11 protein-coding genes are annotated in these 13,918 nt (G+C 70.6%); all 11 read left to right on the forward strand.

The window, feature by feature from the left end; genetic code table 11:
* The first annotated feature begins 235 nt into the window (after positions 1–235).
* The 11 genes from rsmI (at position 236) to ACFXMF_RS30520 (ending at position 13,889) form a co-directional block, all read left to right on the forward strand.
* A complete protein-coding gene (gene rsmI / locus ACFXMF_RS30470) occupies positions 236–1,102 on the forward strand; it encodes a 16S rRNA (cytidine(1402)-2'-O)-methyltransferase (RefSeq protein WP_360308389.1) in 867 nt (288 codons plus the stop codon).
* A 299-nt stretch (positions 1,103–1,401) separates the two neighbouring features.
* A complete protein-coding gene (locus ACFXMF_RS30475; RefSeq protein ID WP_360308392.1) occupies positions 1,402–1,776 on the forward strand; it encodes a hypothetical protein in 375 nt (124 codons plus the stop codon).
* Positions 1,777–1,863: 87 nt separating this feature from the next.
* The gene (metG, locus tag ACFXMF_RS30480; protein WP_360308395.1) at positions 1,864–3,480 is read left to right on the forward strand and encodes a methionine--tRNA ligase; all 1,617 of its coding nucleotides are present in this window, start codon (positions 1,864–1,866) and stop codon (positions 3,478–3,480) included.
* A 3-nt stretch (positions 3,481–3,483) separates the two neighbouring features.
* On the forward strand, positions 3,484–4,380 hold the full coding sequence (locus ACFXMF_RS30485) for a TatD family hydrolase (RefSeq protein ID WP_360308398.1): 897 nt from the start codon (positions 3,484–3,486) through the stop codon (positions 4,378–4,380).
* A gap of 155 nt (positions 4,381–4,535) precedes the next feature.
* Entirely contained in the window at positions 4,536–5,696 is a 1,161-nt protein-coding gene (locus tag ACFXMF_RS30490; protein ID WP_360308401.1) for a ubiquitin-like domain-containing protein, read from the forward strand.
* On the forward strand, positions 5,693–6,637 hold the full coding sequence (gene rsmA / locus ACFXMF_RS30495) for a 16S rRNA (adenine(1518)-N(6)/adenine(1519)-N(6))-dimethyltransferase RsmA (protein WP_360308404.1): 945 nt from the start codon (positions 5,693–5,695) through the stop codon (positions 6,635–6,637). Before ACFXMF_RS30490 ends, rsmA begins: the two co-directional genes overlap by 4 nt.
* A gap of 113 nt (positions 6,638–6,750) precedes the next feature.
* Entirely contained in the window at positions 6,751–7,692 is a 942-nt protein-coding gene (locus ACFXMF_RS30500) for a 4-(cytidine 5'-diphospho)-2-C-methyl-D-erythritol kinase (RefSeq protein ID WP_360308407.1), read from the forward strand.
* Between the two features lie 52 nt (positions 7,693–7,744).
* Complete coding sequence (locus ACFXMF_RS30505) at positions 7,745–9,526, forward strand: ABC-F family ATP-binding cassette domain-containing protein (RefSeq protein WP_360308875.1); 1,782 nt, start codon at positions 7,745–7,747, stop codon at positions 9,524–9,526.
* Positions 9,527–9,804: 278 nt separating this feature from the next.
* Positions 9,805–10,227: a hypothetical protein gene (locus ACFXMF_RS30510; protein WP_360308410.1), complete on the forward strand. Its 423-nt coding sequence runs from the start codon at positions 9,805–9,807 to the stop codon at positions 10,225–10,227.
* 48 nt (positions 10,228–10,275) lie between these two features.
* Positions 10,276–11,748 (forward strand): hypothetical protein, encoded by a 1,473-nt coding sequence (locus ACFXMF_RS30515; protein WP_360308413.1) that lies wholly within the window; start codon positions 10,276–10,278, stop codon positions 11,746–11,748.
* Between the two features lie 602 nt (positions 11,749–12,350).
* Entirely contained in the window at positions 12,351–13,889 is a 1,539-nt protein-coding gene (locus ACFXMF_RS30520) for a nucleoside-diphosphate sugar epimerase/dehydratase (protein WP_360308416.1), read from the forward strand.
* Positions 13,890–13,918: the final 29 nt, after the last annotated feature.

Below are 13,918 nucleotides of genomic sequence, written 5' to 3' on the forward strand. Positions count from 1 at the left end.
GGGCACCAACCGCTCGCGCAACGACGTCGGCGGCCGATCCCGATACCCGAACCGAGCCAGCGACCAGGCCCACCCGCGCGGCTCCGGACGTGCGGGCCCGGAGCTGCCGGGGGACTCCGCTGCCCCCTCCGGGGGGTGCTTTCGGGTCGGCTGATCGGTCGCCACGTCACTCGTCACCCGTGCATCGTATTGACGCGCGGACCGACCGGGGCGCGGCAAAGGGGAGGATGGCGCAGTGGAACACGAAGAGCAGAGCACTCAGGGCGGCGTACTCGTACTGGCCGGCACCCCCATCGGTGACGTGAACGACGCGCCCGCGCGGCTCGCCGTCGAACTCGGCACGGCCCAGGTGGTGGCCGCCGAGGACACCCGCAGGCTGCGCAGACTGGCCGGCGCGCTCGGTGTGGAGGTGCCCGGGCGCGTCGTGTCGTACTTCGAGGGCAACGAGGCGGCGCGCACGCCGGAACTGGTCCAGGCGCTGCGCGAGGGCAAGCGGGTGTTGCTGGTCACCGACGCCGGCATGCCGTCGGTGTCCGACCCGGGCTACCGGCTGGTGGAGGCGGCGGTGGCCGAGGACATCCGGGTGACCGCCGTACCCGGACCCTCCGCGGTGCTGACCGCGCTCGCGTTGTCCGGTCTGCCGGTGGACCGGTTCTGCTTCGAGGGGTTCCTGCCGCGCAAGGCGGGCGAGCGCGGGCGGCGGCTGGCCGAGCTCGCCGCCGAGCCGCGCACGATGGTCTTCTTCGAGGCGCCGCACCGGCTCGCCGAGTCGCTCGCCGCGATGGCCGAGGCGTTGGGCGCCGACCGCCGCGGCGCGGTGTGTCGCGAGCTCACCAAGACCTACGAGGAGGTCCGCCGGGACACCCTGGCCGAGCTCGCCGAGTGGGCGAAGCCGGGGGTGCGGGGCGAGATCACCGTCGTGGTCGCCGGCGCGCCGCCCGCCGACCCCTCGAAGATCGGCCCGGCCGAGCTGGTCGAGCGGGTGGCCGGGCGCGAGGCCGCCGGCCAACCGCGCAAGGAGGCCATCGCGGCGGTGGCCGCGGAGGTCGGCGTGCCCAAGCGGGTGGTGTTCGACGCGGTGGTCGCGGCCAAGAAGGGCTGACCCGCCACGCGTGGAGGCGGTTTGGGGACGCTGCGTGCGAGGGCTGCGACGCAGCGTGTTCGCGTCGATTCGGGCCCGCGCGGATCGAGGTGGACGGACGGTCAAGCGCACGCAACGGGCAGGTACGGCACTGCACTCGATTGGGTGATGAGTCTTTCCGGTTATCCATATTCCGTGTTGGCGCCCGTCAAGGAACCGTATGTGCCGATACGGAAGGCCCCGTTCGGGCATTCCATGGATACCGGTCACGGGAAGCCCCCTGAACCAGTCGGTGGGCGCGCCCGTGTGAGGAGGTCGTCATGGAGAACCCGACGGTGGTGCACGAGTCCTACGCCTTCGTTTGTTTGTCGTGTGGTCGAGGGTGGGAGCGCGACTACGAGATTCACCACGCGACCGATCTGCACGGTTCGCGACTTTGCCGCTACTACTCGGAGGGGGCGTTGGTCCCGTCCCCGTTCACCAAGCCCGCCTGCGAGCACTGCGAGGGCACCCGCCTGCGCATACTCCCGGCCGGCCGGGTCACCTCGGTGACCCGCGGCTCCGGGGTCGGGCCCACCAAGGCGGTCAAGCCGGTCAAGCCGGTCAAGGTCGCGAAGGCCGACAAGGCGGCCGAGGTGCCCGCCCCGCGCGGGGCCTCGCGGTGGCACCTGCCGTCGCTGCACCGCTCCGCCTGAGCCCGCTCCGGGCCGCACGCCCGTCGTCGCCCGCCCCCGCCGATACTCGGGGGCGGGCGCCGTCACGCCGGCCGTAGGATTCCGGGTATGGCGGCCACTGGAACCACTGACATCACTGCGGGCGAGCGCGAGAAGGCGTTCTATGTCACAACGCCCATTTACTACGTAAATGACGCCCCGCACCTGGGCCACGCCTATACGACCGTCGCAGGCGACGTGCTCACCCGCTGGCACCGCCAGCGCGGCGAGAAGGTGTGGTTCCTCACCGGCACGGACGAGCACGGTCAGAAGATCATGCGCACGGCCGAGGCGAACGGCGTCACTCCGCAGGAGTGGTGCGACAAGCTGGTCACGGAGGCGTGGAAGCCCCTCTGGGAGCACTTGGAGATCGCCAACGACGACTTCATCCGCACCACCGAGAAGCGGCACACCGACCGGGTCCAGGAGTTCGTCCAGGACCTGTTCGACAAGGACGAGATCTACAAGGGCGGCTACGAGGGCCCGTACTGCGTGGCGTGCGAGGAGTACAAGGCGCCGGGCGACCTGCTCGACGGCGAGGACGGGCAGAAGTTGTGCCCGATCCACAAGCGCCCGGTGGAGATGCTCAAGGAGGAGAACTACTTCTTCAAGCTCTCCGAGTACGGCCCCCGCCTGCTGGAGTTCTACGAGGCCAACCCGGACTTCATCCAGCCGGCCTCGGCCCGCAACGAGGTGCTCCAGTTCGTCCGGCAGGGCCTGCAGGACCTGTCCATCTCGCGGTCCACGTTCGACTGGGGCATCCCGGTTCCGTGGGACCCCAAGCACGTCATCTACGTGTGGATCGACGCGCTCCTCAACTACGCCACCGCGGTCGGCTACGGCGCGGACGAGGCGAAGTTCGAGAGCACCTTCCCGGCGGATGTGCACCTGGTCGGCAAGGACATCCTGCGCTTCCACGCGGTGATCTGGCCCGCGATGCTGATGGCCAACAGCCTGCCGGTGCCCGGCCGGGTGTTCGCGAACGGCTGGCTGATGGTCGGCGGCGAGAAGATGAGCAAGTCGAACCTGACCGGCATCTCGCCGCAGCAACTCACCGACCACTTCGGGGTGGACGCCTACCGCTACTACTTCCTGCGGGCGATCCAGTTCGGCCAGGACGGGTCCTTCTCGTGGGAGGACTTCTCCGCGCGCTACACCTCGGAGCTGGCCAACGACTTCGGCAACCTCGCCTCGCGCGTGGCGGCCATGGTCGGCAAGTACTTCGACGGCACGCTGCCCGCCTCCACCGCCGACGGGGACGCCGAGGGCGCCCTGCACAGCGCGCTGATCGAGACCGTGTCGCTCGCCGACGACCGGGTCCGGGCGCTGGACTTCCAGGCCGGTCTGGACGCGGTGTTCGGCTACGTGAAGCTGGTCAACGGCTACATCACCGAGCAGGAGCCGTGGAAGGTGGCCAAGGACGACAGCCCCGAGGGGCGGGCGCGGCTGGCCACGATCCTGTACACCTCGGCCGAGTCGCTGCGCGCGCTCGCCGTGCTGCTCAACCCGGTGATGCCGGCGACCGCGCAGAAGTTGTGGGACTCGCTCGGCGCCGAGCCGGAGCTGGGCCCGCTGGCCGCGCAGCACGTGCAGGACGCGGGCCGCTGGGGGCAGTTGCCGGCCGGGGCGACGGTCACCAAGGGCGCGATCCTGTTCCCGCGCCTCGAAGAGAAGAAGGACGCCTGACCCTTGAGCAAGCGCAAGCGCCGGGACGGCGGAGCCCGCGACACCAGTGCGCCGCCCGCGCCCGAGCCACTGCGGGTGCCGGTGTGGGACGCCCACACGCACCTGGACCTGCAGGAGACGACGCCGGCCGAGGCATTGTCGGCCGCCGCCGCGGTCGGCGTCGACACGCTGGTCCAGGTGGGCATCGACGTGCCGTCCTCGGTGTGGGCGGCCGAGACCGCCGCCGCCCACGAGCGGGTGCACGCGACGGTGGCACTGCATCCGAACGAGGCGCCGCGGATTGTGCTCGGCGACCCGGACGGCTGGTCCGGGCAGCGTCGGGCGCCCGGGGGTGCCGAGGCCCTGGACGCGGCGATCGCCGAGATCGATCGGCTGGCCGCGTTGCCGCACGTGCGCGGGGTCGGCGAGACCGGGTTGGACTACTTCCGCACCGGCGACGAGGGCGTGGCCACGCAGCAGGAGTCCTTCCGCAGGCACATCGAGATCGCCAAGCGGCACCGCAAGCCGCTGGTGATCCACGACCGCGAGGCGCACGCGGACGTGTTGCGGATCCTGGCCGAGGAGGGCGCACCGGAACGGGTGGTCTTCCACTGCTTCTCGGGTGACGCGGAGATGGCGAAGACCTGCGCCGAACTCGGCTATGTGATGTCCTTCGCGGGCAACGTGACCTACCCGAGCGCGCAACCACTGCGGGACGCGCTCGTGGTCGCGCCGATCGACCTGCTCCTGGTCGAGACCGACGCGCCGTTCCTGACCCCGGTGCCCTTCCGCGGTCGGCCGAACGCGCCCTACCTGGTGCCGATCACCGTGCGCGCGATGGCCGAGGTCAAGGGCCTGACCGAGGACGAATTGGCCGCCGCGCTCGCGGCCAACGCCGAACGTACCTTCGCCCCCGCGTAGTTGCTCGCCGCGACCGCCCGTCCCCCGGACGACCGGGGGACGGGCGGCGCCCGGTCCGCGCCCGTGTACAGTCCGATGCTCGTCGGGTGGAACAGCGGCCCGGCCTCCGGAGAACACCCCCGGACCAGCCCCCTCGGAATCCCCCAGGAGCACCGTTGAGTCGTTCCGCCGGCTCCGCCCGCAGGCGCAACACCGCCCGGGCGGGTCGGGGCGGCAGTCGCCCCGGACCCTCGCTGCGCACCCTTGTTCCCCAGGCCCTCGTGGTCGCCGTCCTGGTCGGCGGCACCACGGCCTTCGTCGCCTACGACAAGACGGTGACGCTCGTCGTGGACGGCGAGGAGCGCACCGTGCACACCTTCGCCTCGGACGTCTCCGGGCTGCTCGGCCGTCAGGAGATCAAGGTCGGCGAGCACGACATCGTCGCGCCCGGGCGCAAGGCGAGCCTGGAGGACGGCGACCGGGTCGCGGTGCGCTACGGCCGACTGCTGACGATGACCGTCGACGGCCGACCCCAGCAGGTCTGGGTGACCGCGAAGTCGGTGGCCGAGGCGCTGGAGCAGGTCGGCGTGCGGGCGGACGGCGCGTACCTGTCGGTCTCCCGGGATCTGCCGATCGGTCGGCAGGGGCTCAACCTGGACGTGCGCACCGAGCGGGCGATCACCTTCCTGGTGGACGGCAAGACGATCCCGCTGCGGACCAACGCGCAGACCGTGCAGGCCGCGCTGGAGCAGGCCGGGATCTCGATAGGGCCGCAGGACCGGGTGGACACGCCGACCGACTCCTACCCCCAGCAGGGGCAGACCGTCTCGATCCTGCGGGTCACCGGCAGCACGGTGACCAAGGACGAGAAGATCCCGTTCAAGACCACGAAGCAGGACGACCCGACCCAGTACAAGGGGACCGACACGGTCGTCACCAAGGGTGAGACCGGCCTGCGTCAGATCACCTACTCGTACGAGACGATCAACGGGGTCCGGCAGGAGCCGCGCAAGGTCTCCGAGAAGGTGGTCAAGGAGCCGGTCAACCAGCTCATCAAGATCGGTACCAAGGAGATGCCCAACTCGGTGGCCGGGGCGGACCAGCTCAACTGGGGCGCGCTCGCGCAGTGCGAGTCGGGCGGCCGGGCCAACGTGGTGGACGCCTCGGGGACCTATCACGGGCTCTACCAGTTCGACGCGCAGACCTGGCAGTCGATGGGCGGTACCGGGGTGGCGAGTCAGGCACCGGCATCGGAACAGACATATCGGGCAAAGCTCATGTTCGTCCAGCGCGGGTCGAGTCCGTGGCCGCTGTGCGGCAGTAGGCTCTACTCGTGAGTGATCTTCCCGCGGGACCGGGACTGCTCGGTGCCGCGGACATCCGTGCGCTCGCCGAGGCCCTGGGTGTACGCCCGACCAAGCAGCTCGGCCAGAACTTCGTGATCGACGCCAACACGGTGCGGCGCATCGTGCGCACCGCCGGTGTGCGGCCCGAGGACGTCGTCGTCGAGATCGGCCCCGGACTCGGTTCGTTGACCCTGGCCCTCCTGGAGAGTGCCGCCCGCGTGGTCGCGATCGAGATCGACCCGGTGCTCGCCCGGCACCTGCCGACCACCATCGCGGCCCGGATGCCCGAACGGGCGGCCGACTTCGCCCTCGTGCACGCGGACGCGATGACGGTGACCGAGTTGCCCGGCCCGGCGCCCACCGCGCTGGTGGCGAACCTGCCGTACAACGTGTCCGTGCCGGTGCTGCTGCACATGTTGCAGACCTTCCCGTCGTTGGACCGGCTCCTGGTGATGGTGCAGTCCGAGGTGGCCGACCGGCTCGCCGCGACGCCCGGTGGCAAGGTCTACGGCGTGCCGTCGGTCAAGGCCGCGTGGTACGCCGACGTCAAGCGCGCGGGTGCGATCGGGCGCAATGTGTTCTGGCCGGCGCCCAACGTCGACTCGGGCCTGGTTTCGTTCGTGCGCCGCGAGCCGCCGAAGACCACGGCGACCCGCCAGGAGGTGTTCGCCGTCGTGGACGCCGCGTTCGCCCAGCGCCGCAAGACGCTGCGGGCGGCCCTGGCGGGGTGGGCCGGCTCCCCCGCGGGTGCCGAGCAGGCGCTGCGCGCGGCCGGGATCGATCCGCGCACGCGCGGCGAGGCACTGGGTGTCGAGGCGTTCGCCAGGATCGCCGAGCACCGCCCCGACCCGACCGGTCGCACCTCGCCGGGCGAAGCCGCCGAGGCCGCGCCGAACGAGCCCGGCGATCGCCCGAACGAGCCCCGCGACTGACCCGCGACGGAGGGGACGCTGCCGCCGTCGATACCATCGGCGACGGTGCCGGGGAGTTCGCACGGCACCCGTCCGAAGAGGCCTGGCAGGGCCACGAAGGAGTTCCACGCGCCGTGTCTTCCGTCACCGTCAGTGTTCCCGCGAAGGTCAATCTGCAGCTCGCGGTCGGTGGGGTGCGGCCGGACGGCTTCCACGAGCTGGTCAGCGTCTTCCACGCCGTGTCCCTGTACGACGAGGTCACCGTCACGCCCGCGGATCGGCTGAGCCTGACCTGCGAGGGCGAGGACATCGACGAGGTCCCGCTGGACCACGGCAACCTGGCCGCGCGCGCGGCGATCCTGCTGGCCGACCGGCTCGGTCGTGAGCCGAACGTGCGGATCCACATTCGCAAGGGCATTCCGGTCGCGGGCGGGATGGCGGGCGGCAGTGCGGACGCGGCGGCGACGCTGCTCGCGTGCGACACGTTGTGGCGCGGCGACACACCTCGGGAGATGTTGCGCCGGTTGGGCGCGGAGTTGGGCAGCGATGTGCCGTTCTCCGACCTGGGCGGTACCGCGATCGGCACCGGGCGCGGCGAGCGACTGGCCTCGGTGCCGACCACGGCGCGGTTCCACTGGGTGTTCGCGCTGGCCGACGGTGGGCTCTCCACGCCGGCCGTGTACGGCGAGTGCGACCGGTTGCGCGAGGTGGCGGGCGTGCGGGTCGAGCGGCCCGCGCCGCGTGAGGAGCTGATCGCCGCATTGCGCGCCGGCGACGCGTACGCGCTGGGCGCCGGCCTGGTCAACGACCTGCAACCGGCGGCCCTGTCGCTGCGGCCCGCACTGGCCGCGACGCTGGCCGCGGGGATGGCCGCGGGGGCGGTCGGCTCGTTGGTGTCCGGGTCCGGGCCCACGTGCGCGTTTCTGGCGCCGGACCGCGATACCGCGCAGGTGGTGGCCGAGCGGCTGATCGAATCGGGCACCTGCCGGGCCGCGCGGGTGGCGTTCGGCGCGGTGCCCGGGGCCCGGGTGTTGCCGCGTCGGGTCGTTCCGGTGGAGCGCGAGAACACGGTGTAGCGCGGACCGTTAGAGTTGGTCGAATGCGAGCGTTGCGGTATGGCGGTTCGGTCTGATGGCGAACCTGGTCAATCTTGAGTCAGTCGGCAAGGCGTATGTCATGCGCACCCTGCTCGACGAGGTGTCCCTCGGCGTCGCCGAAGGCGACCGGATCGGGGTCGTGGGCCGCAACGGGGACGGCAAGACCACGCTGATCCGGGTGATGGCCCAGCGCGAGCCGGTCGATTCCGGCCGGGTCACCCACGTGGGTGGGCTCAGCCTGGGCATCCTGAGCCAGCAGGACGACCTCGATCCGGCGGCGACCGTGCGCCAGGAGATCGTCGGGGACCGTCCGGAGCACGAGTGGGCGGGCGACGCGCGCATCCGCGACGTGCTGACCGGGCTGTTCGGCGGGCTGGCCATGCCGGGCTTCGAGAGCGGCATCGACTCGGTCATCGGCCCCTTGTCGGGCGGTGAGCGACGCCGGATCGCGCTGGCGAAGCTGCTGATCGAAGAGCACGACCTGATCATCCTGGACGAGCCGACCAACCACCTCGACGTCGAGGGCATCGCGTGGCTGGCCGGCCATCTCAAGACCCGGCGTTCCGCGCTGGTCGTGGTCACCCACGACCGCTGGTTCCTGGACGAGGTCTGCACCCGCACGTGGGACGTGCAGGGCGGCAGGGTGCACGACTACGAGGGCGGCTACTCGGCGTACGTGCTGGCCCGGGCCGAGCGCGAGCGGATCGCGAGCACCGAGGAGACCAAGCGGCAGAACCTGGTCCGCAAGGAGCTGGCCTGGTTGCGGCGCGGCGCGCCCGCACGTACCTCCAAGCCCAAGTTCCGGATCGAGGCGGCGAACGAGCTGATCGCGGACGAGCCGCCGCCGCGCGACACCCAGGCGCTGCGCGGCTTCGCCAACGCGCGGCTGGGCAAGACCGTCTTCGAACTGCTCGACGTGCGGATCGAGGCGGGCCCCAAGACGCTGCTGGAGCACCTGACCTGGAACCTGGGCCCGGGCGACCGGATCGGCCTGGTCGGGGTCAACGGCGCGGGCAAGACCTCGCTGCTGCGCGCGCTCAAGGACGCGGCGTACGAGGAGAAGCAGCCGGCCGCCGGCAAGGTCGTGGTCGGTCGTACCGTCAAGCTCGCCTACCTCTCCCAGGAGGTCGCCGAACTCCCGGCCACGCTGCGGGTCCTGGAGGCGGTGTCGCAGATCCGCGAGCGGGTCGAGATCGGCAAGGGCAAGGAGATGACGGCCGGTCAACTGTGCGAGCAGTTCGGCTTCACCGGCGAGAAGCAGTGGACGCCGGTCTCCGACCTGTCGGGTGGCGAGCGGCGCCGGCTCCAGTTGTTGCGGTTGTTGATGGACGAGCCGAACGTGCTGTTCATGGACGAACCGACCAACGACCTGGACATCGAGACGCTGACCCAGCTCGAGGACCTGCTGGACGGTTGGCCCGGTTCGCTGGTGATCGTCAGCCACGACCGGTACTTCATCGAGCGCACCACGGACACCGTGCTCGCGCTGCTGGGCGACCGCACGTTGCGGATGTTGCCGGGCGGCATCGAGGAATACCTCAAGCGTCGCCGGGACGCGGTCGAGGCGGGGGCAACCGCCGCGCCGACCCGGCGCGGTGGCGGCGACACCCGAGCGGCGAAGAAGGAACTCCAGCGGGTGGAGCGGCAGTTGTCCAAGCTGGCGGATCGGGAGAAGAAGGTGCACGACGGCCTGGCCGAGCACGCCACCGACTTCGACAAGGTCTCCACGCTGGACGCCGAACTGCGCGCGATCCGGGACGAGCGGGACGAGTTGGAGATGCGCTGGCTCGAACTCGCGGAGGAGACCGAGTAGCGCGGGCCGCGGCCTTGGCGGCGGCCGGAGGCGGCTTCAACGAGCCGATGTTTCGGGTGATGCGGGCCGCGATGGTTCATCCGATCGATACCCGGAGCAGGGCCGATCCGAGGGTTACCCCGTACCCATCGGTCACATCGGCTATGTAGTCTGGGGACACTGATACGGGTGTGCCGCGATGCGCCGCCTCGGCAAACGGGGCAACGTGCGGCGCGTTGGTAACTAGCTGCGTGGTGACGGGGTGAGGTATCGGCTCCACGCACGGGGGAGTGTGGCAGATGCTCATAGCGGATATCGGGGACGGCGGACCCACGGGGGTCTCCGCGTCGGACATGCAGGCGATGTCCGCCGGGCTGGAATCGATGCGGCAGTTCCAGAAGGACGTCCAGCGTGCTCTGGACGACCTCGACGCGTCCACGGCGGCTCCGCACAAGCTGGTCGACAACCGCGTCGAACTCGACGCCTCGGGCAACTTCGGGGAAGCGATCAGGCTGTGGTCGGCGTACGTCGACGTGCGTTCGGAGCTGATCGACCTGTCGACCCAGCTCAAGCGCCAGATCGAGGCGATGCAGATGACCATCCAGTACGTGCAGGGCACGTACGAGGGCAACGAGGCGGAGTTCACCGCCAAGTACAAGTCACTGCAAGAGGACTACGCGAACAACGTGCCGGCTCCCGCACCGCCGGCGAAGAAGCCCTGAGCGGCTCGAGATTCGACGTGACGGGAACTACGGGGACGGGGTGACGACATGCTGGATGGCGGTGGCGGTGGCGGCGGGTGGGGAAGCGGACCCACCAACTTCGAGGACTTTTCGCACGAAGCGCTGAAGGGCATGATCGACGGCGCACGACCTGCCGAACTGACGGCATCGGGTAAGGCGTTGCTCGATGCCAAGGAGACGCTGGAGACGCTGACGACGGCGCTGGAGACGCGGATCAGTCGTCTCGAGTGGACCGGCAAGTCGGCGGAGAGCTTTCGCGAGTGGACCGGCAAGGTCATGGTCGCGACCCGTAAGTTCGCCCAGCACTCGGGCGCGGTCGGCACCGCGATGGACCACGCGGGCAGCGAGCTGAGCTTCGCGCTGCTGACCATGCCGGAGGTGCCGGCGAACGCCAAGATGATCGTGGACAGCAACGGCGACAAGCGGCTGGTCTGCCAGCCGGGGGACACCCCGGACAAGAAGGCGATGGTGGCCTCCGCCAAGACCGAGCTGGAGAAGGCGCGTCAGGAAGCCATCCGCCGGATGGAAAGCCTGAGCAGCACCTACACGGTGACCACCGAGACGTTGGCCAAGGCGCCGGCGGTCGACTTCCCGCCGCTGCCCGCGCTGCCGACCGTGTCGCACGGCGGTGGCGGCGGGACGACCAACGGCGGTCGTCGGACCTCGAATTACTCGACGGTCAAGACCGGCGTGGGCAAGGACGGCGGCACGCTGATCCCCGGCCACGGTCCCTCGGGCGACGGCGGCACGAACCAGGTCGACGGCTCGGTCGGTCCGGGCGGCGTCGGTTCGGTCGCCGGCGGTGCCGGCGGCGGCGGGTATGTGCCGCCGAAGGACACCGGGTTGCTCGGCACGGGCCCGTTCCAGAACGGCCCGGCGACGTTGCCCGATCCCGGTCCGATCGCTCCGGGGCAGGGTCCTGTCGGCACGCCCCCCGGTGGTCAGCAGGGGCTGCCCAACGGACTGCCGATGTTCCCCGGTGGCAAGACCAACGCATTCCCGCCCAGCGGCAAGACGGGTGGCTTCCCGCCCGGCAAGTCCGGTGGTTCGAAGGCGCAGTTGACCTCGAATCCGCTGAACAACGGGCGCGGTCCCAACATGACCTCGAACACCGAGGGTCTCACCGGAGGCAAGCCGACCGGGCGCGGCCCGACCGGCGGCGGCACCGGCCAGAACAACCCCCCCGGCACCGGCCCGCGTGGCGGCGCCGGCGGCCGGCGGTTCACCGGGCAGAGCGGTGGCGTGGTCGGCGGCACCCCGCGTACCGCGGGCGCCTCGGGCCAGTTCTCCTCCGGCGGCAGCGGCCTGGCCGGTCGGCCCGGAGCGGGCGCGGGCAGCCAGGTCGGCGGTGCGCGCGGCGCGGGCATGCGCGGCGGCGGTGGGATGGGCGCGGGCGGCGGTCGCGACGAGCGCAACCGGCGGCAGCGCGCGGACTACCTGCACGAGGAGGAGGAGACGTGGACGGGCAACCGGACGTCGGCTCCGCCGGTGGTGGACTGACGGGTGACCGCGTGACCGCAATCGGGCGGGGCGGCGACTGCTCCGGGTGAGCGCGGTCGGACACCGTTGATCCGGCAGGGATTCGGAATCGGCTCCATTCGCGATCTTCGCGAGTGGGGCCGATTCGTCGTATCGCGGTGATGATCCGTGGTGCCGCGTGGTGTTGCCGCGGCGATGCTCGTGGTGTTGCCCGGCTCCGGCCGGGCGTTCGAGGTTGCTCGGGGGACTCGACACGTGCCCACCTCGGGGTGTGTGGTGGGCGGGCATGGCGCGATGACGGCCGGGAAACGGGCCGGGAAAGCCTCGACGATTACCCGGTGATCCTTTGTGGACACGGAAAAGGCGAAGTTGCGGGTGTTTGGGCAAAACCGCGACGGGGGCCGAAGGTGGGCCTTACGCTGAATCCCGAGTGCCGGTGGTTGCCTGCGCGGCTGTTGGTCCGAGCGATACGCCTGGGCCACAAGTGACGGGGCGACTGTGGGACCACCGGGGTCGTGGGGGTAATTGGGGCAGTCGCGTACGACCGCCGGGGTGGGCGTGGTGCGATGGGGGCGCTCACCCGTATCGGTGTGTCGGTGCCGCGTGTGGTCGGTGCACGATCCATGCCGATCACGCTGCACCTGACCAAGGGGGGCTTGATGGGTCGGAGTTCAGCAGCGACGGAGAGTTCGGGAGCGGGTCTGCGGACCCTGGTCGTGGGGGCCGGGTCGGCTGGCAGCGCGTTGGCGCGAGATCTGTTGCGGACACCCGATTTCGGGTTGTGCCCGATCGGATTTCTCGACGACGACCCCGACAAGGACGGGATCCGGGTCGCCGACGCGGACAACCCACAACATCTGCTTCCGGTCCTGGGCGGTCTTGCCGCCCTGACCGATGTGGCACTGGAGCATGGCATCGAGGTGGTCGTGCTGGCCATCCCGGGGCTGCCGCACGAGGAGTTTCGCAAAGTGGCCGCCGGCGCCGCCGCGATCGGCGCCGCCGTACGGTATCTGCCGTCCTTCCTGGTCGCGTTGCGGCGCGACGTGGTCGGCAGCGACATGCGCATGCTCGACGTCAACCGACTGATCGGGCGGCAGGAACTGCACGTGGTCTCGGCGTCGGTGCGCGAGGTGATCGCGGGCCGCCGGGTGCTGATCACCGGCGCGGGCGGGTCGATCGGCAGTGAGTTGTGCCGGCAGGTCTACGGCTTCGGGCCGAGCCGGATGTACATGCTCGACCATGACGAATCCAACCTGCATCGTCTCCAACTCGACGTGTGGGGCGAGGCGTTGCTCGACGACGAGACGCTGGTCATCGCGGACATCCGGGATCGGCCGCGGATCGAACAGCTCTTCCACGACCTCAAGCCGGAGGTGGTCTTCCACGCCGCCGCGCACAAACACCTGCCGTTGCTCGAACGGCATCCGTGCGAGGCGGTCAAGTCCAACGTGCTGGGCACCGAGAACCTGGTTCGGGCCGCGCTCGATGTGGGGGTCGAGCGTTTCGTGCTGATCTCCACGGACAAGGCGGCCGACCCGGTCTCGGTGCTCGGCGCGACCAAGCGGCTGGCCGAGTTGATCGTGCAGGCGAACACGCAGGCGCCGGGGGTGTTCGCCGGTGTCCGGTTCGGCAACGTGCTGGGCAGCCGCGGCTCGCTGCTGTCCGTACTGGCCGAACAGCTGCGCGCGGGCGGCCCGGTCACCGTCACCCACCCGGACGTCACCCGGTTCTTCATGACCATCGAGGAGGCCGTGGGGCTGGTCCTGGAGGCAGGGAGGATGGCCCAGGGCGGCGAGATCTTCGTGCTCGACATGGGCGAGCCGGTGCGGATCGTGGACTTGGTGCACAAGTTCGCCGAACAGGTGAACCTGCCGAACGTGCCGATCCGCTTCACCGGCCTGCGGCCGGGCGAGAAGCTCAACGAGGCACTGTTCTCGTCCGCCGAGGAACGCCTGCCCACCGAACATCGGCGGATCCAGGCGACCGTGCCGCCAGGGCAGGCGTTGGACGCGGTGGTGCGGCTGCCGGAGCTGTACGACGCGGCGGCGGTGAACGACACGAACGCGGTGCGGGCGCTTTTGTCCGAGCTGCTGCCGGGCTACACCACGCCGGAGCCGGCCGGGGCCGAGGTGTTGTCGGCGCCGTATCCGGACGACTTCTAGGCATATTCGAACGACTTCCGGACGTACTC

The sequence above is a fragment of the Embleya sp. NPDC059213 genome (genome assembly GCF_042754445.1).
Lineage (GTDB): Bacteria > Actinomycetota > Actinomycetes > Streptomycetales > Streptomycetaceae > Embleya.